At 72.7% G+C, this 25328-nt stretch carries 21 protein-coding genes and 1 pseudogene; 11 read left to right on the top strand and 11 right to left on the bottom strand.

Translation table 11 applies throughout. From position 1 onward, the window contains the following. Window positions 1–114 precede the first annotated feature (114 nt). The 8 genes from ACFXOM_RS31590 to ACFXOM_RS31625 all read right to left on the bottom strand — a co-directional run bounded on the left by ACFXOM_RS31590 (window position 115) and on the right by ACFXOM_RS31625 (window position 13848). Complete coding sequence (locus ACFXOM_RS31590; protein ID WP_385040680.1) at window positions 115–1323, bottom strand: peptidase M50; 1209 nt, start codon at window positions 1321–1323, stop codon at window positions 115–117. Further along, entirely contained in the window at window positions 1320–2453 is a 1134-nt protein-coding gene (locus tag ACFXOM_RS31595; protein WP_385040683.1) for a lantibiotic dehydratase C-terminal domain-containing protein, read from the bottom strand. Before ACFXOM_RS31595 ends, ACFXOM_RS31590 begins: the two co-directional genes overlap by 4 nt. After that, a complete protein-coding gene (locus tag ACFXOM_RS31600; RefSeq protein WP_385040686.1) occupies window positions 2453–5281 on the bottom strand; it encodes a lantibiotic dehydratase in 2829 nt (942 codons plus the stop codon). The genes ACFXOM_RS31595 and ACFXOM_RS31600 overlap by 1 nt, the downstream gene beginning before the upstream one ends. A 20-nt stretch (window positions 5282–5301) precedes the next feature. After that, on the bottom strand, window positions 5302–6975 hold the full coding sequence (locus ACFXOM_RS31605; protein WP_385040689.1) for a nitroreductase family protein: 1674 nt from the start codon (window positions 6973–6975) through the stop codon (window positions 5302–5304). A gap of 71 nt (window positions 6976–7046) precedes the next feature. Next, a complete protein-coding gene (locus tag ACFXOM_RS31610; protein ID WP_385040692.1) occupies window positions 7047–8999 on the bottom strand; it encodes a TOMM precursor leader peptide-binding protein in 1953 nt (650 codons plus the stop codon). Continuing rightward, on the bottom strand, window positions 8989–11253 hold the full coding sequence (locus ACFXOM_RS31615; protein ID WP_385040695.1) for a TOMM precursor leader peptide-binding protein: 2265 nt from the start codon (window positions 11251–11253) through the stop codon (window positions 8989–8991). Before ACFXOM_RS31615 ends, ACFXOM_RS31610 begins: the two co-directional genes overlap by 11 nt. Window positions 11254–11377: 124 nt before the next feature. Next, window positions 11378–13228 (bottom strand): BTAD domain-containing putative transcriptional regulator, encoded by a 1851-nt coding sequence (locus ACFXOM_RS31620; protein WP_385040698.1) that lies wholly within the window; start codon window positions 13226–13228, stop codon window positions 11378–11380. A 449-nt stretch (window positions 13229–13677) separates the two neighbouring features. Continuing rightward, window positions 13678–13848 carry a thiazolylpeptide-type bacteriocin gene (locus ACFXOM_RS31625; RefSeq protein WP_031128743.1) on the bottom strand — a complete coding sequence of 57 codons (171 nt, stop codon included), beginning with the start codon at window positions 13846–13848 and terminating at the stop codon, window positions 13678–13680. Window positions 13849–14119: 271 nt separating this feature from the next. Here ACFXOM_RS31625 and ACFXOM_RS31630 point away from each other — a divergent pair, with 271 nt between their 5' ends. The 5 genes from ACFXOM_RS31630 (at window position 14120) to ACFXOM_RS31650 (ending at window position 18101) form a co-directional block, all read left to right on the top strand. Next, entirely contained in the window at window positions 14120–14416 is a 297-nt protein-coding gene (locus ACFXOM_RS31630) for a hypothetical protein (RefSeq protein ID WP_384941942.1), read from the top strand. A gap of 132 nt (window positions 14417–14548) precedes the next feature. Continuing rightward, window positions 14549–14923 carry a sortase-dependent protein gene (locus ACFXOM_RS31635; protein WP_385040701.1) on the top strand — a complete coding sequence of 125 codons (375 nt, stop codon included), beginning with the start codon at window positions 14549–14551 and terminating at the stop codon, window positions 14921–14923. Next, entirely contained in the window at window positions 14920–15534 is a 615-nt protein-coding gene (locus ACFXOM_RS31640) for a class F sortase (protein ID WP_384941946.1), read from the top strand. Before ACFXOM_RS31635 ends, ACFXOM_RS31640 begins: the two co-directional genes overlap by 4 nt. Window positions 15535–15594: 60 nt before the next feature. Further along, window positions 15595–16086, top strand: a complete 492-nt coding sequence (locus ACFXOM_RS31645; RefSeq protein WP_384941948.1) for an RNA polymerase sigma factor — start codon at window positions 15595–15597, stop codon at window positions 16084–16086. Window positions 16087–17039: 953 nt separating this feature from the next. Continuing rightward, window positions 17040–18101 carry an NAD(P)/FAD-dependent oxidoreductase gene (locus tag ACFXOM_RS31650; protein WP_384941950.1) on the top strand — a complete coding sequence of 354 codons (1062 nt, stop codon included), beginning with the start codon at window positions 17040–17042 and terminating at the stop codon, window positions 18099–18101. Between the two features lie 30 nt (window positions 18102–18131). Here the strand turns inward: ACFXOM_RS31650 and ACFXOM_RS31655 are convergent. Next, window positions 18132–18257, bottom strand: a pseudogene (locus ACFXOM_RS31655) (XRE family transcriptional regulator); the annotation flags it as partial. Window positions 18258–18289: 32 nt separating this feature from the next. Between ACFXOM_RS31655 and ACFXOM_RS31660 the strand changes: the two are divergent. After that, window positions 18290–18988 (top strand): SAM-dependent methyltransferase, encoded by a 699-nt coding sequence (locus tag ACFXOM_RS31660; protein WP_384941952.1) that lies wholly within the window; start codon window positions 18290–18292, stop codon window positions 18986–18988. On the opposite strand, the gene ACFXOM_RS31665 is transcribed toward ACFXOM_RS31660, so the two are convergent. After that, the gene (locus ACFXOM_RS31665) at window positions 18899–20116 is read right to left on the bottom strand and encodes an MFS transporter (RefSeq protein WP_385040703.1); all 1218 of its coding nucleotides are present in this window, start codon (window positions 20114–20116) and stop codon (window positions 18899–18901) included. The genes ACFXOM_RS31660 and ACFXOM_RS31665 overlap by 90 nt on opposite strands. 457 nt (window positions 20117–20573) lie before the next feature. Between ACFXOM_RS31665 and ACFXOM_RS31670 the strand changes: the two genes are divergently transcribed. Together ACFXOM_RS31670 and ACFXOM_RS31675 are read left to right on the top strand one after the other, a co-directional pair. Continuing rightward, window positions 20574–20822, top strand: coding sequence for a hypothetical protein (locus ACFXOM_RS31670; RefSeq protein WP_384941956.1), 249 nt, complete (start codon window positions 20574–20576; stop codon window positions 20820–20822). 277 nt (window positions 20823–21099) lie between these two features. After that, window positions 21100–21972: a serine hydrolase gene (locus ACFXOM_RS31675; RefSeq protein ID WP_384941958.1), complete on the top strand. Its 873-nt coding sequence runs from the start codon at window positions 21100–21102 to the stop codon at window positions 21970–21972. On the opposite strand, the gene ACFXOM_RS31680 is transcribed toward ACFXOM_RS31675, so the two are convergent. After that, window positions 21932–22381: a hypothetical protein gene (locus ACFXOM_RS31680; protein WP_385040706.1), complete on the bottom strand. Its 450-nt coding sequence runs from the start codon at window positions 22379–22381 to the stop codon at window positions 21932–21934. The two genes, ACFXOM_RS31675 and ACFXOM_RS31680, sit on opposite strands and share 41 nt — an antisense overlap. 387 nt (window positions 22382–22768) lie before the next feature. Between ACFXOM_RS31680 and ACFXOM_RS31685 the strand changes: the two genes are divergently transcribed. The 3 genes from ACFXOM_RS31685 (at window position 22769) to ACFXOM_RS31695 (ending at window position 25248) form a co-directional block, all read left to right on the top strand. Further along, complete coding sequence (locus tag ACFXOM_RS31685) at window positions 22769–23623, top strand: hypothetical protein (RefSeq protein ID WP_384945972.1); 855 nt, start codon at window positions 22769–22771, stop codon at window positions 23621–23623. Between the two features lie 184 nt (window positions 23624–23807). Then, window positions 23808–24209, top strand: coding sequence for a hypothetical protein (locus ACFXOM_RS31690; protein WP_385040709.1), 402 nt, complete (start codon window positions 23808–23810; stop codon window positions 24207–24209). Between the two features lie 280 nt (window positions 24210–24489). Then, a complete protein-coding gene (locus ACFXOM_RS31695; RefSeq protein ID WP_385040711.1) occupies window positions 24490–25248 on the top strand; it encodes a transposase in 759 nt (252 codons plus the stop codon). Window positions 25249–25328: the final 80 nt, after the last annotated feature.

Consider the following 25328-nt stretch of genomic DNA (forward strand, 5'->3'; position numbering starts at 1 on the left):
TCGCTCATGGGACGGGGCTTTCGGTTCGGGGGCGGACGGCGCCCCGGTGGACGTCTGGGCGGTCGGAAGAGTCGGAAGGGTCGGACACGGGCGGTCGGCACCGGGTAGGGGCGGTCAGCCCAGCACCAGCAGGACGGCGGCGGCGCAGGTGCCGGCGAGTGCCGACAGCACCAGTGCCAGCGCCACGACGGCGTAGGACGTGTGGATCCGCCGCGCCCGGCGCGGGTAGGCGGCCACGGCCTCGCGTCCCCGACGGCGCAGCGACAGGTAGATCCGGGTCTCCGGTGCGAGGTTGGCCGACCCCAGGGCGTGCCCGAGCATCCGGTAGCCGTCCAGCGGGGGCAGGGGAACGAGGTTGCTCAGGGCCTGCACCACGCCGACGGCGAGCATTCCGGTGAGCACCGGGCGGGCGGGGTCGTCCGCGTCCAGCAGGGCCCGGGCGACGGCGAGGGGCAGCAGGAGCAGCAGGTTGGCGTGGGCCCCGGCGGCGGCGACCACCAGCTTCGCCCGCAGGCCGGGCAGGAAGAGGTAGTTGTCGACCGTGCAGTACATGATCACGGCCGGGAACCGCCAGCGCACCCCGATCTCGGAGACCACGCCGCCGTGGTGCCGGGCGGCGATGCCGTGGGCCAGCTCGTGCAGGCAGATGCTCACCCAGAGGAAGACGGCGAAGGGCAGCAGCACCCAGGGACGCGCCGCCAGCTCGCGCGCGCCGGCCACCAGACCCGGGAGATCGGCGAGGAGCACGGCGATCATCGCCAGCTCGGCCGCCACCAGCGGGAGTTGCACCCAGGGCCGCAGCAGCGGCCGCAGCAGCCGGTGCAGGCGCCCGGTGGTGGCGTGCGCGTCGGCGACGGTCCTCCTGCTGCCCTTCCAGACGTTCCCGGTGCGCGCCGGCCGCGGCGCCGGCGGCTCGGGGTCGGGCGAGCCCTCCAGCAGCCCGCGGGCACCGAGCAGCCCCAGCAGCCGCGTCCACTGCTCCTCGGGGAGCCGGAGGCGGAAGTGGGCCGCGTACTCCGCGACGACGTCGTCGACTGTGCGGGTGCCGTCCAGGCGGCTGATGACGAAGTGCTCCTTGGGGCCGACCTCGAACGCAGCTCCGCTGACCGGGTGTCGGATGAGGTGGACCGTGCGCGGTCCGCGCAGTAGCGGCGGCCCGATCTGCACGCCGGCGCGCAGGGCGGGCCGGTAGGCGCGCGCGGCACCGGACAGCGCTCCACCGCGACCGGCCGGCCCGCCGGAGGACCCCGCGGACCCGACCTGCCCGGCGGCGGTCGGGCGGTCGGCGGCGGTCGGGCCGGCGGACGCGTCTGCGGTGCTCACGAGGCGTCCCGCCGTCCGTCCGCAGACTCCCGCAGCACCCGGCCCAGCACGAAGGCGAGGTACGCCTCGTCCCGGATCGTCACGTGCAGCCGGTTGTTGGTCATATGCATGTACGGCGACAGCAACCTCGGCAGGACCGCCGGCACGTGCGTCGCCGTCACCAGGGGGGCCGCCTGGGGGTCCGCGGTGCGCTCCTGCCCGGTGTCCTCGCGCGGCGGGCCGTCCCAGGCGGGGAACGCGAGGTCGCCGCGCCGGGTGAGCTCCACCGCCCGCTCCCGCAGTTCCAGGCAGTGCGCGGCCCAGCCCCGCAGGAACGGCGGCAGCCGCGTCGGCTCCCCGTCCGCCAGGGCCTTCCTGACGTGGGCGAAGCGCGCCCCGAGGGAGGGGGCCATGCGCGCGTAGGCCCGTTCGTACTCGGCCGACCCGATGAACCCGGTTCCGGGGAAGAGCCGGTGCCAGAAGGCGTAGTAGGAATCCAGGTAGTCGGCGAGGCGCTCCTCCTCGGGGAGGAAGCACCCGGCCATCACCATCATCAGCTGGGCGGAAGTGCCCAGCAGGACCGTCCTCAGGTGCAGGTTCATGGTGCGGTAGGCCTCCAGGACCAGGTCGCTGGAGTGCCGGAAGTGCCACTCCGCCAGCTCCACCCCGGCCGGCCCGCCGTACTTGGCGTACTCGGGTGCGTAGACCTCGTAGGAGAAGGAGTTGTTCGGCCGGAGGTTCATCCGGCCGTCCTCGCCCATGTACCGGGCCCGGTCCTCACCGGGGAACTCGATGTCGAACAGGGCGTTGTAGAAGTCCATCAGGAAGCCCGCGTCGACCTCGTAGAGCGCGGGACGGGTGGCCAGGAAGCCGCTCACCGCCTCCTCGGCGCGGCGCCGCACCTCCGCCTCCGCGGCCGGGGAGCTCGGCCGCAGGCGCAGCCGCACATGAGGGCCCTCCAGCCAGTAGGTGATGAAGAAGTACCCCGACAGCAGTCCCTCCTCGGTCAGCCGGTCCACCAGCGGACGGACGCAGTGCACCAGCAGCGGCTGGGGGTTGGCGGCGTAGTAGACGTGCAGCGCCAGCCAGGGGGAGGAGCCGTCCTCTCCGGGCGCCGGACGGAATGCGGCCGGCTCGGTCAGTTCGGGCATCAGGGTGCGACCTCCGGGGACGACGGCGGCAGATGGCGGGTGGTGAAGGTCTCCACGGCGAGCTCGGCGACGTGCCGGCCGCGGGGGGAAGTGAGGTGCAGCCCGTCCTCGGCCGGGAGCATCTCCCGGAAGGCGACCCGCACGTCCGGGTCCCGCTTCACCTGGGCTTCGAGCGCGTCCAGGGACAGCGGGCTGTCGAAGTCGACGTACACGGGCTTGGCGCCGATGGGCCCCCGGCCCACGCGCGAGACCGTGGCGAAGCACCGGTCGGGCAGGCCGTGGGTGCGCTGCCAGCGGCGCCACGCCAGATAGTGCTCCGCCTCGCCGGCACCGGTCGGACGGGCCGGGAGGGTGTCGGCCCGGGCCGTCCAGGAGCGCCGGGCGACGACCACGTCCCCGTGCCGGACGCGGGGGCGGTGGGTGACCCCGTCGACCGCCTCACCCTCGGGCACCCCGGCCCACACGTCGAAGGGCGAGAGGGTGCTGGGGGAGAGCAGGAGCAGGGTGCGCGGAATCTCCGGCAGGGCGAGGGGCACCAGGTACCCCAGGTAGACGGGCACGACCTCGCGGCCCAGACGCCGGGAGCGCAGCACCAGCCGGCCCTCCTCCGGGTCGTGTTCGACGAACAGGTCCTCGAGCGGGATCCGGGACCCCTCCGGCACGCCGCCGCCCTCGCCCGGGCAGACGATCCGGTGGTCGGTCAGGCGGCCGTGCAGGTTGAGGTTGCTGGTGACCGGACCTCCGGTGACCTCGGCGAACACGGCACCGGGAGGTCGGCGGGCCGCGGTCTCCGCGCGCAGGACGTCGCAGAGGGAGGGAGCGTCCCCGTGCCCGTCCGGTCCGCTGTCGAAGAGGTGGGTGAACCGGCTGAAGGGGAAGGCCGGTCCGCCGTAGGACCGGTTGAGGACGAGCAGAGGCCGGCCGCCGGGCGGCCGGGAGAGCTGCACGTGGTGGCTCCGCGGCACGAAGCGGCCCGCCAGCGGCGCGAGGTGCTCAGCGGCCCCGCTCAGCAGCGGCTCCGGGATCTCGATCTCCTTCGCCCCGCCGGCCCCAGCGTCGTGCCACAGGGCCCGCATGCCGCTGTGGAAGTGGCGTCGCGCCCGGTCCAGGGCGGTCATCTCCTCCTGCCCGAGCCAGTTCTCCTCGGGGCGGTACTCGCCCTGCTCGTCGAAGGCGGACCGCTGGGCGGTGAAGGACACGTACTGGTCGAAGAAGTCCTCGTGGAAGTCGTGCACCAGGCCGAGCAGGTCGTCGCAGCGCCCCCCGCGGCCGTAGCGGGCGACGAAGAAGCCCGTCAGGGTGATGCGCTGGGGGAGCGTCAGGTCGAACAGCGGCAGCACGTCCTCGACGGCCCGAAGCGACCGGCCCGTCTCGCCGCGCAGGACGTCCGGACCGCACAGCGCCGTGCCGCCGGTGCCGACGTCCTCGTACAGCAGGGTCCCCGGCAGGGACGGCTCGGCGGCACCGAGCTCCCGCTGGGCCTCCAGGAGCCCCTCGCGCAGGGCCGTGAGCAGGCGGCGCCGCTCGTCGACGTCCGCCTCCGGGTACCGGGCCAGGCGCTCGGCCGCCCCGTCGAGCAGGGCTGCCAGCCGGTCCGCCCAGGGCACGCCGAGGGAGCGCAGGGCGTTTCGGTAGACGCGCAGCGGGTCGGCGTCGTGCACGTCGGTCCGGAGCACGGGCACCTGCACCATGCCCAGCTCCAACAGGGCCGAGGCGTAGCGCTCGCACTCCTCGCGCCCGGCGTCGTGCCGCAGCTCCAGCCAGTCCACCAGCTCCCGGTGGCGGACCGGCCCGGAGCGGCCGCCGAGCCACTCCAGAAGCTGTTCCAGCGTGCCGCTGCGTCGCAGGTAGAAGAGCCGGTCCCGGACCGCGTCGAAGGTGACGGCGGCCTCGTCGTCCCCGGCCGCCACCACGTGGCGGACGAAGCGGACGCGGTCGGCGTCCCGCCCCCAGCCCGGGGAGAGCACCACGGGCAGGTCGCGACGGCGCCCCGGGTCGGCCGTGATCAGCTGCGTCAGCCGGGCCAGCACCACCACGTTCAGGCGCACCCGGCTCACCCACCCCTCGCCGGTGCGCAGGTCCGTGGCGTCCCGAGCGCGCTTCGCGGACCCGCCCGCCGGCCCGTCCTCGGAGAAACCACCGAGGCCGATGCCGGTGAAGGTGCTGAAGGGGCTCGTCTTGCACGCCGTGCGGTACACGTACGCCAGGGCCGAACGCTCCACCTTGCGCAGGCGGTTGCCGGGCACCGGAGCGCGGTCGCCGAGGTAGGCGTCGAGCCGCGCGTCGAGTGTCGGGGAGGCGAGCAGCAGGCCACTGCGCAGCCGGGGGTCCTCCAGCAGGCTCCGCAAGGCCGCCCGGCTGGAGCGGAGCTCTCCGGCGAGGAGCTCCGCCCCTTCCGCCCGGAGCGCGTCCAAGCGCGCACGGCCCTGCAGCCACCGGCTCGTGTGCCGTCCGGTGGCCGCGTCCAGCGAGGTCACCAGCGCGGCGGCCGCCTCCGGGTCCGCGGGCAGCCGGTTGTTGAAGACCCCGCGCCGCAGGGCCAGCAGGGAGCGGCGCTCGACGGCTCCGCCAGCGGCCCCGTCCGCATGGGTGGTGGCCTTCACCAGGGTGTGCAGCAGGTCGCTCAGGGCCGCGCCCTCCTCCGTCAGCCGTCGTTCCTCGGCGAGCACGGTGTCGGCCCAGCGCCCGGTGCCGGGGCAGCGCAGACCGTGGACGGACTCGATGGGCAGGCCCGCCGCGCGCAGGACGAAGCGTCCGCCGGGCTCCCACCGGACCTCGGTCGGCACGGTGGCGCCCGGGTCGGCGGCGCGGGGCTCTGCGGATCTCATGGGGTTCTCCTCCGGGGCCGTCAGGCGATCTCGTGGCGGAAGTCGGCGGGAGCGGGGTGTTCGTGGCCGAGGGCCATCACCAGCAGCGGCGCCTCGTCGCCGTCGGACAGGTCGAGGCGCTCAACAAAGGAGACGTTGTCGAAGCCCAGCGCCACGCCCGCGCCCAGACCCAGGGCGGAGGCGGCCACGTAGAAGCTCTGGGCGACGGCGCCGGCCGTGCCGACGGCGAGCCGGTAGCCGCGTTCGCCCAGGGCGTCCAGGAAGGCCGTGGTCCGCACGGTGGGCACCAGGACCGCACCGGCCTGCTCCAGGTTGTAGTTGGACAGGAAGTAGTTCCGCTGGAGGAACGCGCCCTGCGGCCCGGCAGCGACCAGGCGCAGCTCACCCGGCTCGGGGTCGTAGGCGTACGCCCCTGGCTCCAGGCCCTCCACGTGGTTGGCGAACACGTACAGCCCACACGGTCGTACGGCACCGGACGGGTCGGTGTCGCCGGCCAGCCGGGTCGCCGCGCAGGCGGCGAGGACCGCGGAGAGGTCGACCGGAGTCAGCCGGCGTCGGGCGTCGAACCGCCCGAAGCTGGAGCGGCGGTCCCGCAGCGCCCTGCGCACCCCCGTGTCCGGCACCTGCGGCGCGGGCAGCGGCTCCCGCCGGCCCCCGGCCGCGACGGGGCGTGCCGCGGCGGCGGCCAGCGCACCGGGGTCGGGCCGCCGGTCGGCGCACGCCGCGGTCGCCGCGTGCATGGCGTCCAGCGCACCGAAGTCCAGCAGCCTGCGGGAGCGTTCGGCGTCCCGGTGGCGGACGGCCGGGCGGTGGTGGACCGCGGGGCGGTCACGCGGACCGGTCAGGGGGGCCGACCTCGCGGCGCCCCGACCGCCGGAGGAGGCGCCGTCCCAGTGCAAAGGCACCACCGCGAACACGCCCTCCCGGCCCTCCTCCGCGCCGAGGAGCCCGGCCAGACGGGCCTCGTCGAACCAGAGCAGCGGGGCGATCCGCAGGCCCCGGGCTGCGGCCCAGATCCGCCAGGTCTGCACCAGGGTGCCGACGTCGGTGCAGACCACGTGGAAGGAGAAACTGTTGTACTTGAACGAGTTCTGCCAGTACTTCACGCTCAGCACCAGGTACTGGTCGGTCGCCAGGGCCTCGGGGGGCGCGTCCGGCCCCAGGGCGTCGCGCACCAGGTCGGTGACGTCCCCGGCCAGCAGCCGCTGGAGGGCGTGCCGGTGGACGTCGTAGTGGTGGAGCCCCGGCGTGAGGGGGCCGGAGGCGCCCGACGCCCAGTGGACGCCAACCGGGTACAGCCCGCCGCCACCCGCCGTTCCGCGCGACCAGTTCGCGTGCGGGTAGAAGGGCAGCCCGGCCAGGTCGGTGTTGGCCTGGATGCCCAGGCGCCGCCCGGTCAGCCCGTAGGAGTCCCGGAGCATCGCGGACAGCAGCGGGAGGCTGAACCCGGGCGTGCCGGCCCGCCCCGGCTCGCCGGCGGTCTCCCGCAGTGGGCCGGCGGTCTCCGGCAGCAGGCCGGGGGCGACGGGCACGTCCGGGACGTCCTCCGCCCCCGGCAGCGCGAACACCTCGGCGTGCGGGTAGTACTTGCCCCTGCGCGGCCCGTCGGCCCAGTCCACCACGTGGTCGGTGGGCTCCATCGGGACGCGGCCGCGGTGCAGGACGGCGTGCGCGTACTCATGGGCGTACCCCACGGGCTCCCCCTTCTGTGGTCGGTCTCGGTTGGACGGCGCGATGCCCGCGCCGGGGTGGTTCGCCGCGGCGGTCACGGGAACGGGTGGGGGCCTGGGTTCAGGTCGTCCGCGCCCAGGTCGTCCGGCCGCAGCCCCGCCTCGCGCAGCGCCGTGCGCATCCGGGGCATGTGCCGGGCGCGCTGCCGCGTCCAGCCGAAGTCGAGCGGGAGCAGCCCCGGCACCAGGACCTTCACCGTCGACAGGCCAAGTGCCCGCTGCTCGGGCGCCGTCTGGTCGACCACGACCACGTCGAAGCCGGCCGAGGTCACCGCGTGCACGGTGGCGAGCAGCCGGTCCCGTACGTCCGGCCCGGCGCCGTCGGCTGTCTCCCAGCGGAGGTCTGCCACGGCCGACGGGGCCGGGGGCGCGGGGCGGCGCAGCAGGAAGTCGGCGTGACGGCCCATCTCCGGCACCGCGTAGACCAACGGGTGGTCGTGCAGGCCGGTGATCCGGGTGACGTCCGCGGCCATGGCGCGGTAGCCGGCCTCGTCGCGGTGGAACCGATCGAGCAGCTGCACCGCGTCGGTGGCGATCTCGCACAGGGCTGCGGCGAGCGCCGCCTCCGGGTCGAGGGCCGCGCCGGCCCCGAAGCACATCCGGCCGGGACCGCCGTCGAGGCGCTCGGCGACGGCGGTGACCACCGGGACGGGGAAGGTGATCCGGGTGTCGAAGAAGCGGGCCCGGTACCCGTACAGGGCCAGCCGCTCCACCATCACGCGGGTGTGCGGTTCGGTGCTCGTGGCCGGATCGATCTCGGGCAGCGGCTGCATCCCGTGCCAGGCGAGCAGGAAGGCGTCCCGCTCCAGGACCTCCAGCAGCCCCCCGAGCACGGCCTCCTCCAGACTGCCCCCCGAGGCGCAGCCGTTGGAGCTCTCCTGCACGAAACGGTGCTCGATACCGGGCTTGTGGTAGTAGGCGAGGACCTCGGGGACCGCCCGGGCCCTGGCGTCCCGCAGCGACCAGCCCCACACCCAGGGGATCTCCCGGTCGGGGGCGAACGGCGGTACGAAGGGGTGCGCGCGGTGGAAGTCCGCCGTGTACAGCCCCGTCTCGCGCGGGTCGACGGCCGAGGGACCGAGCGCGTCCAGGGTGGACGTGAGGGTGACGGACCGCCCCCGGGCGCGCATTCCAGCGAACCGCTCCAGCCCTTCCAGAACGCCGACGAGGGTGCTGGCCCGGTAGGAGTCGGCGTGGCCGCCCCAGAATGTCTCCCGCAGGTAGTCGCCCGAGCGGCTGGAGAAGCACCCCACGGTGGCCGCGGTGGTCGGCGAGGTGACGTCGCAGACCACCGACGGCCCGACGGCACCCCAGTGGGGGTTGGCGAAGGCGTCCACCGGCAAGCCGTAGGACTCCAGGGGCCGCACCCGCCCGGCGCCCGGCCGGTGCTCGGGCGCGGACCGCAGCACCAAGGCGGCTGACGCGGCCGTCATCGGCTCGGGGACCGCGCAGACGGGGCAGTCCGGCTCGGGCACCAAGGGGTGGTGACGGATCGTCAGTGACTCGGCGTCCACCAGCCAGACCGTGGGGAAGGGCCGCGCGGCGTCCCCGCCCGCGGCGGCGATCCGGGCGACGAGGGCCGCCACCGCCTGTGCGGCGAAAGGGGTGTCGTAGGGCCAGTTCCCCGCCTCGCGGGTGCCGCCGCGCAGTTCCAGTCCCTCCCGCAGCCCCACCGACCGCACCCCCTGCCAGCGACGCCGCAGGCAGCGACCGCAGCCCGGGCGCCCCGGCAGGGGCCAGGGGCCCACGATCACCTGGCGGCCGTGGAGGTGCACCGGGAGGGCGCCGCGTGCGGCCGCGCCGTCCTCCACGGGCGCGGCGAAGGCGTCGTCCACCCCGAGGGCGGCGACTGCCGGCTCCGGAACACCACCGCCCGGCCCCGCCGTCCCCTGGTCCGCGAGCGCGCTCCGCAGCCGCTCAGCGAAGAGGCGGCACGCCTCGCTCCGGACGCCGGCGCCGACGGTGCCCGTGTCGACGTCAGCGGCCATCGTCCGCCTCCGTCGTCAGCAGGACCCGCACCGTGTGGATGCCGGCCTCGGGCAGGTCCGCCGCATGGGTCGGCACGACCAGCGCGTCCCGCCCCGCCGCCGCCAGCCGATCCAGCACGCCCGACCAGGTCGCGGTGGCGAGCCCGGCGGTGTCCCGGGCCGCGGCCTCCTCCTCCGCCGCGGCCGCGACGAGGGAGGCGTCCAGGTCGGCGAGCAGCGGATCTCCCATGTCGGGGACGCCCAGCACCCCCTCCGTTCCCAGTTGGACAGCGCCGAGCAGGTCGCGCAGGGCGTCGACGGCCGCCGCCGAGCGGTCCAGGGCGGCGGCGACCGCCCAGCGCCCCCGTCCGTCGGTCGCCCGGCTCCGGGCGAGCACCACCGTGACCCCGGTGCGCTCCCGCTCCCCGAGGTCGATCAGGTCCACCTCCAGGCCGAGGTGCCCCGCCGAGCGCAGCAGGAACACCGCCTCCGGATCCGCCGAGAGCCTCGCCGGGGCGAGCACCGCGGCGGAGCCCGTGCCCCGGACGGCCCGGCGCAGCGCGTCGTACGCGAGCGCCGACAGCAGCCCGGCCGCCGTGGCCTCGGCAAGGCCCCCGCCCGCCCCGGCCCCCGCCCGCGAGGGCTCGAAGCGGCGGTCGCCGTTGTCCGGCCCGAAGGGCCGCACCGCGCCGGACGGCACCCGCATCTGCTTCTTGGTCAGCAGCGAGACGGCCGGGGTCCAGGCGGCCACCGGGTCCCCGCCGGCTCCGGTGGCCGTGGTCAGCGTCTCCGGGGCCAGGCGGGGCGCCTCGGCCCCCGGCCGCAGCCCGCTCCGCGCCCCGTCCCCCTGTGGGAAGGCCGGCACCGCGTGCTCGGCGTACACCTCCGCCGCGGCGTTGAGGGCACGCAGCCGCGCACCCGCCGTGTGGTGGACGTCGAAGGCGGAGATCGTCCGGGTCCCGGCCGAGCCCAGCGGGACCTCCACCGCGCCGACCTTCAACGGGGTCTGGGTGACGGGCTCGTCCGCGTAGCGGGTGAAGGGCCCGACGGACGGACGGAGCGCCGGCGAACGCCGCTCCAGCTCGGCCAGCGGCCCCTCGTCGGCGCCGTCCTCCGGGGCCGCGGCGGCCACCGGCCGGAACGCGGGCCGCTCCGGCGCGGCGGTCAGGTCCACGGGCTCCACCGGCCCGGGCCCCGTGGCACACAGGCCGCAGCGCGGGTGCGGCAGGAGGCGTTCCGCCAGGACGTCGAAGGAGGCCATGTCCTGGAGCAGCACCTGCCCCCGGGTCTCGGCCGGCAGCGCCTCGGTGACCAGCCGGAACACCTCGTAGCCGAGCAGGTTGCCGAGCATCGCGGCCAGCGGGCCGCGCGGCGCGGCCCCGGGCGCGGCTCCCAGCGCCAGCCCGCTCCAGAGGTCGGCCGCCACCGCTGCGTCCCCCGTGGCACCCAGCCGCAGGGCGGCGCAGGACACGCATCCCCGGGTCCCCGCGCCGGAGACCGGCCCGACCACGGCCCGGTCCCCGAAGGTCCAGGCCGGCAGCAGCAGACGCCCTCGCGGCACGCCCTGGCCCAGCAGGCCCAGCGCGGTGCGGAACGCGTCCCCGCCGCAGGCGGCGACCACCACGTCATACCCCTCGTACGCCGCCCAGTCGGCCGCCCCGCCCGACCCCGGGCGGGCCAGGACGGCAACCTCGACCGGGCTGGACTCCTCCGACAGCTCCGCCGCCTCGGCCCGCAGCCGGCCGAACCCCTCCACGGTCGCGGGACCCTGGGCCAGAGCGGCCTCCACGCCCACGGCGGCGCAGCCGTTGCGCACCAGGGACAGGGCGCACCAGTGGGCCGTCCCGCCGTCGCCCAACACGGCGACGCGCGTGGCACGGAAGCGGGCGAACCGCGCCTGGGCGCCGTCGGCGTAGTGGTCGAGATAGGCGATCTGCTCCGCGAACCGGGCCGCGACCGCGGGCTCCACCCGCTCGCCCGCCTCGGCGTCGTCCGGGACCGGGCGGGCGAACCCGCGCTGGTACAGGGCCTTCACCAGGCCGCCCACCATCGCCTTCTGCGGTTCGCCGAACCCGGCGCAGATCTCCGCCACGGTCCGGCTGCCGTCCAGATGCGGCACGAGCAGGGTGGCGAACCGGTAGGCGGAGGGGGAGCTGAGCTGGAAACCGCCGTCGGCGTTGTGGAAGACCACGCCCTTGGGGGTCTCGGTGAACAGCACGTCGCGGCGCACCCTGGGCCGGGTGGCGGCGGTTTCCTCGTACGGCGTGGGGGGCATGCGGGCGTCGCACCTCTCGGGTCTTCGGGGCCGTGGCGGCCGCTCGGGTCGGCAACGGGTGGTCAAGGGCGGGTGGGGGCGCCGTGGCAGGGTGTTCGCGAGCCTCCACCCGCCGCGCGGGGCATCAGCCCGCCGCGGACGGCAGGGCGCGCCGGACCGCGACGGATGGTGGGGGCGGGCCGCCGGAGCGGGCCGCCCGCAGGGCGTGGGCGCGGAACAGGGCGTTCATCCGGAAGGCCCCGGGCTGCTCCTCCTCCAGCAGCCCGGCGTCGAGCAGCCGTTCCAGCAGCTCCTCGGCGTCCGCCTCGGGTGCCGCGAGCTCCGCGGCGGCCACCGCCGGGGTGATCCGCCCCTCACAGCGGGCCAGCCGCAGGTGGGCCTCGGCGACGGGGGAGGGCAGCCGTCCGAGGGCTCCTTCGAGGATGAGGGGCACCGACATCCGCGGGTCGTCCGGCAGCGCCAGCCACGCGGGAGGGTCCCGTCGCAGCAACGCGAGGCAGTCCGCCAGTCGCAGCCTGGGCCGTGTCAGCAGCCGGGCCGCGACGATCCGCAGGGCCAGCGGAACGTGCCCGCAGATCTCCGCGAGGTCCGCTGCCTCCGCCGGCTCGGCCGTCACACGTCCGCCCCCCAGCACGGCGGTGAGCAGGTCCCGCGACTCGACGGGGGTGAGCGCAGCCAGCGGCAGCACCACGGGGCCGTGCGTGGCGACGAGGGCGGCGAGCCCCATGCGGCTGGTGACGACGACGGCCCCGCAACCGGGTACGTCCAGCAGGTCCCGCACCTGGTCCGGGTGCACCACGTCGTCGAGCACGACCAGACAGGGCCCGTGCCGCGGGTGGGGGAGCGCGGCGCGTAGCGCCGAGGTCGCGTCATCGGCGGTTCGCGGCTGGCCGTCGGGCCCGGTCAGCGGCAGCAGCACGCCCCCTCCGGGGTAGTGGCCGGCCGCCTGCCGGGCCGCGTGCAGGACCAGTGCGGTCTTGCCCATGCCGGGGCCGCCGGAGACCACCGCCAGCACCGGGGCAACGGTGCGCCGCGCGTCACGGGGACCGCCGTTCAGCACCTCCGTCAGCAGGGCGGTCTCCCGGGCCCGTCCCGCGAAACCGGGGATCTCGGGCAGTTGCGGCCCGTCCGGCTGAGGGAGCCCCGTGGTGACGGCGGGGGCCGCGGCGGGTTCCCGTCCGCCGGTGGTGTCGGACGCATCCGACAGCACCGCCACCGCGGCCGCCGGGGCGCCCGGACCGCCGGGGTCGTCCCCGCGCAGGATGGCCAACTCCAGGCGCTGCAGCTCCGCCCCCGGATCGACGCCCAGCTCCTCGCGCAGGTGGGTCCGGATCCTGCGGTATTCGGCCAGCGCCTCGATCTGGCGTCCCACCCGGTACAGCGCCCGCATCAGCTGCGCGGCGAACCCCTCATGCTGCGGGTGGGTCCTGGTGGCCTCCCAGAGGTCCACCAAGACCTCGCGGCACCGGCCCCGGGCGAGCTGGATCTCGCAGACGCGCTCCAGTACGCGCAGGCGCTCCTCGACCAGGCGGGGAACCTCGTCGCGGTGCAGCAGCTCCGAGGGGACGTTGGCGAGGAGCGGTCCCCGCCACAGCCCGAGAGCCGTGCGCAGCAGAGGGAGTTCCGCTTCCCCGGCCGAGGACGCCTCGGAGACCAGGCGGCGGAAGTGCAGCAGGTCCAGGGTGTCCCCGTCGGCCGGTACGCGGTACCCACCGGCGACCGCCACGACGGCCTGCTCCTCGATGTCGTACTTGGCGAAGAGGCGCCGCAGGCGCAGGACGCAGCTCTGCAGCGCGGCCTTGGCCGTCGCGGGCTGCTCCTCCCCCCAGACGGCCTCCCGCAGCCGGTGCGCGGGGACCACTTCGCCCGGGCGGACCAGCAGCGCCGCGAGCAGCGACGTCGGCTTCGCCGGCGGGAGGACGACCACGTCGCGCCCGTCGGTGATGCTGAGCGGGCCGAGTAGTTGAAATCGCACCGGAGTCCCCTGTTGGCCGTCGGTCACCTGCCGCACCGGTGCACCAGGGCACCCCCGGGAAGCGTGTTCCTGCCGCCCCGTCCGCCCCGTCGGGAGCGGTGGCTCGCACAGAACACCGGTCCGCCCTCTGGCCAGGGCAGGCCGGTATGCATGCGACAACGTCGTCACGCAACGCCCGGTCGTGCGGCAGTGGTGAGTTTCTACCGGCGTAGAACAGCGGTCAAGGGGGTTGGGGTAACACCTGGGAGAGGACTTCCGCCGCGTCCGAAAGTCCATAACTTTCCTTTGAAAAAACCGAGTTGCGCCAAAGAAGGCGGATGCAGCGGAACGCGGGATCCGCGCCGCAGGGGCACCCCCGGCCACCCGCCCCGGGGCATGCCGGATGCCCGGTCGACACCCGCCCCCGGCGGGGACGATGCCGACCGGGCGCTGCCGCACCCGACGCAGGGTCAGGCCGAGCAGGAGGTGGTGCTGCAGGTGGAGCTGGAGGTCGAGGTCGAGCTGGTGCTGGTGCAGCCGGCCAGTACGACCTCGCTGGCGTCCGAGTAGTCGGAGATCTCGAAGGTCTCCGCCTCCAGCTCCAGGATCTCGTCCGCGAGGGTGCTCAGGTCCTTGTTCATGCTGCCTCCCGATACGTCGAGGCGCTCCTCCGCCGTCCGGCGGCGTACGCCGTGAGTTAGGGGCCATTCCAGCGCGTGCCGCTCACCGTTCAGCGGTCCAACCGCTGGCAGACCGCTGGCATGACGCTGGCGCGAAGAGGAAGTGGGAGTGCGGTGCGGCAGACGGGAGGGCGGGAGGCGGCCGGAACAGCGACCGTGCGCGAGATCCCGATCGTGTCGCAGAACCGCATCGTCACCCACCTCGAGGAACTCGCAGCGGCCGAGCCTGCTCGTGCGTCCGGACGGCGTCGTCGCCTGGGCCGCCGCGCAGGACGACGACGTGCACAAGCGGCTCGACGCCGCGACACGGCGCAGGGCCAGTACAAGACGAGCACGCTCGACTCCCGCTCGACCTGGGCCTGCCCGCCCTGATGCGGTGCACCGTCCCGGTGATCGCGGGCCCGTTGGCAGCTCTGATCGTGCTCGGTGGCTTCAGGGCCAGAATGGACTGCCGAGGGCTTCGTGCGGCAGGCGGGCGCCTGATACCGACGCCCCTTCACTTCCGTGGCTGCCGACCGATCCCTGGTGAGCTTCGTGATGGCCGGGCGAGGGCTTTACCTTCTCTTTGCAACCTGGTGTATCGCCGCTTCGTCTCTCCGCTCGATCCGTAAGCCGACCCGCCGTACACCGGGTCGGCCGACCGACGAGAGAGAGCGATCCGATGCGCCGAACCGTCCTCAGCGCCATGGCCCTGGCGTGCACTGCCGTCCTCGCGGGCACCGTGCCCGCGTTCGCCAACGGGGCGTCCCCGACCCCCACCACTGCCCCCTCCCGCGCCGCCACTCCGGCCGACCCCTCGGAGGCGCCCAGCGCCGTACCGACCCGGGGCGAAGGGGCGGCCAGCCCGGTTCCGGTCGAGCGGACGGGCCAGGGGCAGGTGACCGTGGTGCCGAAAGGCGCGCCCGACACCGGAGTGGCGGTGTCCTCCGTCTCCGGTGGTCAGAAAGGCCTGATCGGCGCGGGCGCAGCCGCGGTGTCGGTCACGGGTGCCGCGGGAGTCTACTTCGTACGCCGCCGCCGGGTGACCGGCGTATGACCTCGTTCTCCAGGCGCGTCCTGGCCACGTCCGTGCTCGTCGCGTTGCTCGCGGGTTGCGGCGGACACGGACGTGGCGGAGGTGCGGTGTCCGCGCCGTCCCGGGGTACGTCACCGTCCACGTCGGGCGCCGGGAGTACCGTGCACGCCCTGCGGCGTTCGGTTCCGGTCCGGCTGCAGATACCGGCCATCGGTGTCGACACCCCGGTCATACGGCTGGGTCTGGCTGCGGACGGCACCGTGCAGGTACCCCCGGTCACGGCGCACGATCCGGCGGGGTGGTACGGGCATTCGCCGACCCCCGGCCAAACCGGACCGTCGGTCATCCTCGGCCACGTCACCGTCGGCTCCTACGGGGACGGTGTCTTCCGCCATCTTGAACGGCTGCACCGGGGCGACCGGATCGTGACGCGCCTGGAGAACGGTACCGCCGCGGTGTTCACCGTCAGTTCGGTGCGGACGGTCGCCAAGGCGGACTTTCCGGCGGCGGACGTCTACGGGGACGTGGACCGGCCCGAGTTGCGGGTCATCACCTGCGGAGGCTCCCGCGGCGGTGACGGTTACCTCGACAACGTGATCGTCTTCGCCACGCTGGGTTCCACCGCGTCCTGAGTTCCTCTGCTTCCCGGGACTCCCCGAGTCCCATCAAGTGCCCTCACTACCTGGAGAGCGTTGAAACGGACCCGCGACAAGGCAGCGTCCGAGCTGTTCGCCGCCCTCTACCCGCGCCTCGCCGGCTGGTGCCGCCGTCTCGTCGACGACGACGAGACGGCCCACGAGATCGCCTCGGAGGCGTTCACCCGGCTCTGGGCCCGCTGGACGCGAGTGGAGGAGCCCCGCGGCTTCCTCTACGTCACCGCGGCCAACCTGGTGCGGGACCACTGGCGAAAGCTGGAACGCGAGCGCAGAGCCGTGCGCCGGGCCACGGTCGAAGCCGCCGTACGGCAGCACACCGAACAGACCGACCCCTCGGTACGGCTGATCGTGCAGTCGCTGCCCGACCGGCTGCGCATCCCGATACTCCTGCACTACTACGCAGACATGCCGATCCGGGAGGTGTCCATGCTGACCGGGCGCAAGGAGGGAACCGTCAAAGCCGACCTCCACGCGGCCCGCGAACTGCTCCGCCTGCACATGAGGAGAAGCCTTGACCACACGCCCTGACAAAGGCCCGGAATCCGACGCCGCCGATCCCGCCGACGATCCACTGGCGGTGATCCTGCGGCCCCTGTCGGCCTACCTCGGACCGCCCCCCGGCCACTTCGCGGCCGTCCGTCGCGCTGCAGCCCGCCGACGGCTGCTGCGAACCGCGGCCGGAATCGGTGTGTGCTGTGTCCTCGCCGTCCTCGTCGCACTGCCGCTACGCCTCGCGGCACCCGCGCCCCCGGCGGTCCCCCTGTCGCCACCCCCCGTGAGCGACCGTACGGTCGTTCCCGTCCCGCGGAACCCCACTCAGCCAGCCCCCGCACCGTCGGCTCCCTCGGTGCCGCTCGAGCAAGTCAGCCCCCGCCCCACCGCGCAGCCCGGAAATGGCAGTCCCAGTGCACCGAGGAACGGGGGCGCCCATCGCCGTGTTCCGACCTCGACCGCTCCGCGGTCGGATGCAGAAGCCTCCGTGTCCCCCCATCGGCCCGGGTGAACGTGCCCCGGGACAGGTGCGGCGTCAGCATCCCCCGGCCCGCGACGTGACGTTCGGGGTGACACGATCACCGAGATGCGTTTCCGCTCCGCAGCGACCGCACTCAGTGTGGGCAGCCGCGGCGGTGGGGGAGATGTGCTGCGTCTGGGCTTCGGTACCCGACCTGGGAGCAGGGATGCCGAGTTGATCACGGGTCGGGCAGTGCGGCGTGCGGTCCAGACGGTGCGCACGGTACGGGCCGTCAGATCGCTGCGATGCAGGATGCTGTGGGGGCTGCCGGTGTTCCCCCGCATGCGGTCGATGCTGGTGACCGCCGTCTGATGCCGACCTTCCACAGGCGTACGCAGGGCCTGGCGCCCGTCGACCGGCGAGGTCGTCCGACGCTGCTGCAGGACTCAGGACGTCGACTTCCGCGCTCCGCTTGCTGGAACGGCAAGAGGCTTTGCTGGACGGGCGCTGCAGGCCGGATGGTGGCGTCATGAGCGAATGCGAGCTGGCGCAGGCAGGAGAGCGGGGATGGGATGTCGTGGTGATAGGGGGTGGGGCGGCTGGTCTTTCGGCCGCCCTGAACCTGGCCCGGGTCCGCCGGTCGGTGCTGGTGATCGACGCGGGGGAACCGCGTAACGCTCCGGCGGACGATGTCGGGGCGCACGGGATTCTCGGCCGCGACGGTATCTCCCCGTTGGAGCTGCTGCGGCTCGGTCGCAAAGAGGTCGCTTCTTATGACGGTCGTGTCGTTTCGGGCCGGGTCGTGCGCATCCATCGGGACGGCGCGCAGTTCTCGGTGGTCACCGAGGGCGGATACCGCGTCCGGGCGCGGAGGGTTCTGCTGGCCACGGGGCTGATCGACGAGTTGCCGGACGTGCCGGGGCTGGCCGAACGCTGGGGCCGGGACGTGCTGCACTGCGTGTACTGTCACGGCTGGGAGATCCGAGACACGCCGATCGGGGTGCTGGGCAGCTTCCATCAGGCGCTGCTGTTCCGCCAGATGTCCGAGGACGTCACGCTGTTTCGGCATACCGAGGCGGAACTGGCCTACGGGGAGTGGGAGCAGCTGGCCTCTCTGGGCGTCGCCGTGGTAGACGGCGAGGTCACGGGCCTCGAGATCGACGACGAGGACCGGCTGGCCGGGGTGCGGCTGGCATCGGGGACGGTGGTGCCGGTGCGGGCACTTGCGGTCGCTCCCCGCTTCGTCGCCCGTGCGGACTTCCTCGACGGACTGGGGCTGACGCGGCGTGGGCATCCCACGGGGGCGGGTGAGCAACTACAGGTGGACAGATCCGGATTCACCGGGGTGCCAGGTGTCTGGGCGGCCGGGAACATCAGTGATGTGTTCGCGGGGGTTCCGGCCGCTGCCGCGGCCGGGGTCACCGCAGCGGCAGCGATCCACATGGACCTGCTCACCGCTGACGCCAGGGCGGCCGCCGTCTCGTGGGCGGCCGGTGGGGGAGTGTTCAGCGGGCCGGTGGAGGCCGAAGTGTCACGGCGTGCACGCGGAGTGCGGGCGCACGGGCTGGATCCGCACCCCGGCAGCAGTTGAGGCGTCCGGCGCCGGTCCTGCGACACGGGTTCAGGTGGTGCGGGCCTTGAGATGGGCCCGCTCTCCCTGGCGCCCGAACAGGGCGAGGAGTTCGACGGTACGTTCGCCGTCGGGGCCGAGCCAGTGGGGCACATGGGTGTCGAACCCGCGATCTTCCGGGAAAACCACTACTTCCGCCTCGACAACCAGTGGGGCACCCGCGGCCCAACGCCGTCGTCAAGGACCTCGTCACCGCTCTCGCGCCCGCGCCCGGCACGGCTCTGGACCTGGGCTGCGGACACGGCGGCGGTGCGATCAGGCTCGCCACCCGCGGCTGGGACGTCACCGCCGTCGCCGTCGCCCGGACCGCTCTCGACCGGGTAGCCGCCGGTGCCAAGGCCACCGGCGTGTCCGAACGGGTGCACCCTGCTCTCCACGACCTTGCCCAGACCTTCTCCTCAGGGACGTCGACCTGGTCGGCGCCGCCGACTTCCCTACCTCCATCGACATCCCCCGAGCCGAGGTGCTGCGCCGCGCGACCCGGACTGTCGCCCCCCGGAGGCCTGCTGATCGTCATGGAGCACACCTCCGTGGCGCCCCGGACCTGGCAGGCGGACCAAGACGTGCACGTCCCCACTCCGGAGGAAACCCTGGCCTCGCTGGAACTCGGCGACGGCCGGCGCACCGAGCGCTGCCACGCACCCGGCGCACCGCCACCGGCCCCCACGGCCAGACCGCGACCGTCAGCGAGAACGTCCTCGCTCTGGGACGGACACCCTGACGACGCGACCGTGACAGATGGGCTCCGTCGTGGACCGTCAGGGGAGGGGATGTCTGAGGAGCAGTCGGCCACCCGACAGCACTCCGGCGAGCAGGAGCACGGCACCGATGAGGAAGACCGAGCGTAGGCCGAGAGCGTGCGCGACGATTCCACCGGCGGCGGCGCCCAGGGTGGCTGCCGCGCGCACCACCGTCTTGTGCGTCATGGTCACTCGGCCCATGAACGCTGCGGGTACGCAGTCTTGGCGTACGGTCGTCACGGTGACGGTCCAGAAGGTTGTCGACGCACCGTAGAGTGCCGTGAAGACGCCGGCCAGCCCGCCGGACTCCGACAGGCCGACACTCACCGCGGCGGCTGTGGAGGTCACCAGTGCCGTGACGAGAAGACGTCCCTTGCCCATGGCGAGGACGAGGCGCTCTTCGAAGACGGAGGCGACGAGGCTGCCCGCGCCGAACGCGGCCACGAGAAAGCCGAATCCCGTACTGCTCAGCCCCAGGTCCTGCTTGGCGAACAGGACGCCGATCGCGATCTGTGCGGCACCGACCAGATTGAAGAGGGCCGAGAGGACGACGATGCGGCGCAGTACGGGGTGGCCCCACAGGAGGCGGAATCCGTCCGCGGCCTGCTGCCGGAAGCTCTTCCGGACACCTGGTCCTGTCTCGTGCGGGAGTCGGAAATCTCCCTTGAGCAAGAAGATCAGCAATGCCGCGACGGCAAAGGACAACGCGTCGAAGGTGAACGGAAGCGCATGGTCCACGTCGAACAGAAAGGCGCCCACAGGGTTCCCGACGAGCAGCGTGGCCACCACCGAACTACCCTGCAGTGCGGCGTTGCCTCTGTCCCGCCAGGTCGGTGCCACGACCGCGGGCACCATTCCCGCCCAGGCTCCGGTGTAGAAACGCTGGCCGAGGTCGAGCAGCGCGGCGACCGTCATGAGCAGCAGGAGCGTTGTCTCGCCGAACGCGACGGCGGCGGCAAGGGCACCGGCGACCCCGGCACGCGCTGCGTCCACGGTGTACATCACCCGGCGCCGGTCGAAGCGGTCTGCAATCACACCGGCGTACAGCATCACAAGGGGCCAGGGCAGTTGGCCCGCGAGGGAGACCAGGGAGACCTTGCGGGGATCGGACGTCATCTCAGCCGCGAGCAGCGGCAGCGCCACGAATCTCATCCCGCTGCCGAGGCCCGAAACGGCCACGGAGGCCCAGATGAACCGGAATCCAGGGCCAAGGTCGGTATAACGTCCCCATTTCACGGGCGGCAAGCTTTCCTTCCCCGGCACGGATGTCCCGCGACTGTACCGGGGCACACTCCGCGGACGACTACGCCACGCTGTTCGCCCGAGAGGACCGGCCGCGGGGCCCTTCGGAGGAGAGTTCCGGGTTTGGCGGGCCGGCATCAACGACGCCGAGGTCGCGGTCGCCGAGTACCTCGACCGGTTCGACCGGCGCCCGCCTCCACGGCGAACTCGGCCACATCGCCTCCGTTGAACACGAGGCCGACCACTACCTCGCGGCCGAACCTCCTACGTCACTCCAGAAACCAGGGCTTGACACCCCTCCACCACCTGCTGCGCCTCCCTGACCGGCCTCCCCGACGAGGAAAAACCCTGTGCTGGAAACACAATCGGCCGCTACGACCCAAGCAAGGGTGACCGGAGAGCAGTCCGCATCTGGGGCGTCGCCCCGGACGGTCGCTGGCATACCCCTGCCGTGGCCACTCCGGAGCGGGCACAGAGGCTCGCGCCGCTGCCGGGGAAGAGCCCGGTCGTCGCCGTTGAGCCGAAACAGGACAGTGGGATCACGTCGCTGGACAACATCCACCCGATCGACCGGGACACCGACACGACCGACGCCGACAAGACCTACGGCCGGCTGTGCCGTACGCGCCCGCTGAGCGTCGAGAAGGAGCCGTGGTGGGCGCTCTTTCCGCATCTCGTGCCTCGCCCGTCGTACGGCTGACACTCCGCGCTGGCGGGGAGGCTCGGAGCGGTCGTACCTGGCCACGGACACGATGAGTTCTTCGTCACAGCCGGGCTGAGCCGCGACCGGCAGGGGCGGGAAGGCGTGGCCTGGCGCGGGACCGCGCAGAGCGGTCCACCGCACCCGACACGAGGGTCGTGACCCTGGCCGCCCAGCTCCTCCGTGGCCGAGATCACATCCCATCTCATGACCTCTTCACCAACACTGGTCAAGCAAACCGGCCGATTTCAAGAAGAGACGGAGCAATGTGGGACGAATGCGATCATCCCAGTGTGTCCTGACCGCCGCGATCGTCGCCGGAACGGCCGTTCCCGTGGTCGTGGGGGCAGAGGCGGCGGACGCCGTCGCGGCGACACCGAGGGTGAGGTGCAGCTCGGAGAAGGCTGGGCTGGCCGCGAAGCTGCAGCGGGACATCACCGCCGCGCTCAGGGGCAGGACAGCCATCACTGCCGTCTCACTGCACGATCGCACGACGAACACGGTGTGCACGCTGCGGCCGGACCAGAAGTTCGACTCCGCCAGCACCGTCAAGGTCACCGTCCTGGCGACGCTGCTGTGGGACGTGAACAGGCACAACCGCCACCTCACCACGCGTGAGACCGAACTCGCGACCGCGATGATCACGAAGTCGGACAACGATGCGACGACCGCGCTGTGGCAGCAGCTCGGAGTGCCGAAGATCAAGAACTTTCTGTCTGCGGCAGACATGACCCGGACAGTGCCGGGCAGCAACGGCCAGTGGGGCCTGACCCAGATCACGGCCAGTGACGAGCAAAAGCTGATGGACCTGATAACGGGCAGGAACAGCGTGCTCAGCGACAAGGCGCGCGCCTACGCCCTGAAGCTGATGAACAAGGTCGTCGCCTCACAGCGCTGGGGTACATCCGCAGGCGCGCCGAGCTCCGCGGTGCTTCATGTGAAGAACGGCTGGCTGTCGCGTGCCACGCACGGTTGGCGGGTGCACGGCCTGGGCGCCTTCACCGGCCACGGGCACGACTACACCATCACCGTGCTCACCCACGACAACAAGACAATGGCCGCCGGAGTCGCCACCACCGAAGCGGTGGCCAGCGCGATCCACAAGGGCCTCAACTTCGCAGCGAAGGCCGTCGAGACGCATACGAGCTGACTGCGCCACCCAGATCGCCGAGGCGGTCGCCCGGCTCGCCACCGCCGGCGGATGAATCGTCGCGTGGTGGCGGCCGATCCCAGGAGGCGTGGGGGAGCAGGAAGTCGATTCCGGGCGGGTCCAGTTCGGCCAGGGCACGGTAGACGGCCGCCGGGTCGTTGTCCACATCGACAGTGCACAGGATGCCTCCGAAGGCACTCCGGTACCGGGGCGCCCCGAGCCGGCGGATGGCGCGGACCGTGCTCTCGTAGCTGCCGTACCCGTCGGATCTGATCCGGTGCCGACCGTTGGAGGCGCGGTCTCCGTCGAGGGAGGCGCCAGCGACGATGCCCTCCTCGGCGAGCATGGCGCAGAACGCGTCGTCCAGCAGCAGTCCGTTGCTCTGCCTGCGCAGGTCGAGGTCGCGCACCCCCGCCGAGTGCGCGGCGCAACTCGCGCGCGAGTCCGCGCAGGCGTTGCCCTTCCGACGAGCAGCGGCTCACCACCGTGGAAGACCACATGCACCCGGGCCAGACCGTGTGCGGCGGCGTGTTCGGCGATGCGGTCGGCCGTGAGCCGCAAGATCTCCCGGGTCATGGTCACCGGGCGGCCGCGCCGGCTCTGGTCGGCGTGCCGGTGGACGTAGCAGTGATCGCAGGCGGGATCGCAGCGGCTCTGCGAGTAGGGGGCTCCGGCCTCAGCCGCCGGGCATGTTCTGCCCTGAGGGGTGGGGCCGCGGTCAAGTTGCGGCGCGGGTGGGCGGGCTGAGCCGTGGTAATAGAATGCCCGTTCTGTAACAGGCAAGGCGGGCTCCGCCTTGTCGACCAGCATCTACGGGGATCACATGCGGCGTTCAGCCACTCTCATCGGCATCAGTGCCATAGCTGTACTCGCGTCCGGTTGCTCGTCGGGCTCCGTGGGCCAGGCGACGTCCGCAGCGTCGTCTCCGGCACCGGCCGTCGACGCGGGCCGGGAAGTACAGGCCGCGGTCGACACCACGAAGCAGAGCACGGCCCGGATCGACGACCGGATCAGGGTGGCCGGCATGGGCCAGGACTTCACCACCACGGTCAAGGGCTCCTTTGACATGAAGGCCGACCATGGGCGCCTGAGGGTCTCACTGGCGCAGACCGGCACTTCCTCCGATGCTGCGGTCCCCCTGGATGAGATCTTCCACGGGAGCACCGTCTATTTCCGGATGCCCGAGGAAACGAACGGCGACACCGGCTGGCGCTCTACTTCCCGGGACAAGGCCGAAGTCCACGCACTGTTGCGCGCACCCCTCAACGATCCGGAGTTCGTGCTGCGCCAGGTGAGCATGGCGCACAGCCTCACTGTGGTCGGCGAGCAGAAGGTGAACGGAGTTGCGGCCCGGCATTACACCGGGAAGCTGAACCACAAGCCTTTGCTGCTGCGGATGGTGAAGGAGCGTCGCGAGAAGGTGGAAGAGCCGATGGTGAAGATCGGCGACAGGCTTCCGGCGACCGCTGACGTGTGGGTCACCAAGGACGGACTGATCACCCGCATCCTTCTGGTCTGCGAGCTCGGCGGCATGAAGGTCTCTTCGACGATGAACCTGACTGATATGGGCAAGCCCGTCACCGTGGCGTCACCTCCCAAGGGTGCGCAGGCCGTGCCTGCCGCTTCGGTCGGCGGCCCGCTCGTGGGCTGACCGGACAAAGCCCGGGTGTGACTGGTAGTCCCGCATGGTGAGGCGTCGCGCATTCCATCGTGGACGGTCCTCGGTGATCACTCTGCGTGGCGAGGCCCGTGTTCGTGGTCCGTCCTTGGGCGGATGGGTTCGGCGCGGTGTGTCCGAGTCACTTCTGGGGGCACCGGTGGACGCTGTCGCGATCATGGAAGCGCTGGCTGAACAGGGGATAACCGTGCTGTTCAAGGCTGATGCCGAGCGGATGGCAGAGAGGCGGAAGCCCTGGACGTTCGCGGTCAGTGGCGCCCCGTTGCGTGACGACGTCCTCGTGCGTACCGATGTCGCGTCGGTGCAGCAGTGCCTCGAAGCCTGCCTGCCCCGCCTGCGTGACCTGGGGTTTCCTTTCCCGAGTGACGAAGCATGCCAGCTGGAGTGGAACGACAACTCACCGCGTGGGGTCACCGGGGGCGTATCGGCTCCAGGTGTCTCCGGCTTCGGTGACCAGGCGGATGGCGGTCTTGTCGTGGCAGCCGAGTGCCTTCGCGATGACGGGGGCCGTTGCGTGGAGGACGAGTTGGCGGATCGCGGAGGTCCTGCCGCGCTGTGAAGGAACGCCGGTCTCACGTAGGTGCCTTCTTTTGGGTTCTGGCACAGATCTTGGGGTGCCATCGCGGAGCGTGACGTCGGTGTTCGATTGCGAGGGACTGGCTCGTGCGAGACGGCGTATGTCTTGTCCCATGACAGCTGAAAGTGACGCTCCCTCAGGTTGCCCCCGTTTGCTGCTGTAGTCGGCGATGGGCGGTGATGGTGCTGGCCATGCAGAACGACGCGCGATCCGTCGTGGCCAGACCTACTCCACCGTGCTGACCAGTGTTGAAGATCACCGCGTGGTCGATGTGCTCCCGGGGCGTGAAGCCGGGCCGCTGGCTGCCTGGCTGGACCGCCACCCTGGCGTGGAGATCATCTGCCGGGACCGGGCGGGCGCCTATGCCGAGGGCGCCCGGCGCGGCGCACCCGAAGCTCTGCAGGTCGCCGACCGGTTCCATCTGTGGCGGGGCCTCGACCGCGTCGAGGAGACCTGCGTCGCCGCGCATCGTGACTGCTTGCGCAAGGCCCAACGGCCTCTCCTGTCACAGGACACTCGACCGGCTTCGGATCGGCCGCAGACCGACGCGGAGCCCGTCGGCCGGCGGGCCGAGCGCAAGAAGGCAGCGCACGCTCTGGTCCACGAGATGCTCGCCCAGGGCCACTCACGTCGGGCGATCGCCCGGCAACTGGGCTGGGGTCTCAACACCGTGCTCCGATACGCGAACGCCGCACGCTGGCGGGAGACCCTCCGCGAGAACCGGCCCCGGTCCAGCAGGCTGGACCCCTACAAGCCCTACCTGGAACGGCGATTCGCCGAGGGATGCACCAGCGTCACGCGACTGCACAGCGAGCTGGTCGCCGAGCAGGCTCCCGTCACCTATGGCATGGTCCGAGCGCACATCGCCACCTTGCGCACGGCTCCGGCCGGCCCGACTCCGAGGGAACACGGAAATGGCCGACGGCTTCGTCCCTCTTACCCAGCTCATGGAGACGATCAGGATGGGCAGGGACACCGAGCGACCGCCCTTCTAGAAGGTCATGCAGCCCTACCTTCTTGAGTGCGTCCCGTGAGTTCGCGACTCTGGGACTGCGCGGGTGGGGCAGGGATGGTTTTCATGCTGGCTGCCTCCGATGGCTC

The organism is Streptomyces sp. NPDC059169, assembly GCF_042755225.1.
Taxonomy (GTDB): Bacteria; Actinomycetota; Actinomycetes; order Streptomycetales; family Streptomycetaceae; genus Streptomyces.

Excerpts from the sequence above, each read along its gene's own strand:
- ACFXOM_RS31595 (WP_385040683.1), bottom strand. The coding sequence starts at position 2,453 with ATGCCCGAACTGACCGAGCCGGCCGCATTCCGTCCGGCGCCCGGAGAG.
- ACFXOM_RS31600 (WP_385040686.1), bottom strand. The coding sequence starts at position 5,281 with ATGAGATCCGCAGAGCCCCGCGCCGCCGACCCGGGCGCCACCGTGCCG.
- ACFXOM_RS31610 (WP_385040692.1), bottom strand. The coding sequence starts at position 8,999 with ATGGCCGCTGACGTCGACACGGGCACCGTCGGCGCCGGCGTCCGGAGC.
- ACFXOM_RS31615 (WP_385040695.1), bottom strand. The coding sequence starts at position 11,253 with ATGCCCCCCACGCCGTACGAGGAAACCGCCGCCACCCGGCCCAGGGTG.
- ACFXOM_RS31625 (WP_031128743.1), bottom strand. The coding sequence starts at position 13,848 with ATGAACAAGGACCTGAGCACCCTCGCGGACGAGATCCTGGAGCTGGAG.
- ACFXOM_RS31635 (WP_385040701.1), top strand. The coding sequence starts at position 14,549 with ATGCGCCGAACCGTCCTCAGCGCCATGGCCCTGGCGTGCACTGCCGTC.
- ACFXOM_RS31640 (WP_384941946.1), top strand. The coding sequence starts at position 14,920 with ATGACCTCGTTCTCCAGGCGCGTCCTGGCCACGTCCGTGCTCGTCGCG.
- ACFXOM_RS31650 (WP_384941950.1), top strand. The coding sequence starts at position 17,040 with ATGAGCGAATGCGAGCTGGCGCAGGCAGGAGAGCGGGGATGGGATGTC.
- ACFXOM_RS31675 (WP_384941958.1), top strand. The coding sequence starts at position 21,100 with ATGCGATCATCCCAGTGTGTCCTGACCGCCGCGATCGTCGCCGGAACG.
- ACFXOM_RS31690 (WP_385040709.1), top strand. The coding sequence starts at position 23,808 with ATGGAAGCGCTGGCTGAACAGGGGATAACCGTGCTGTTCAAGGCTGAT.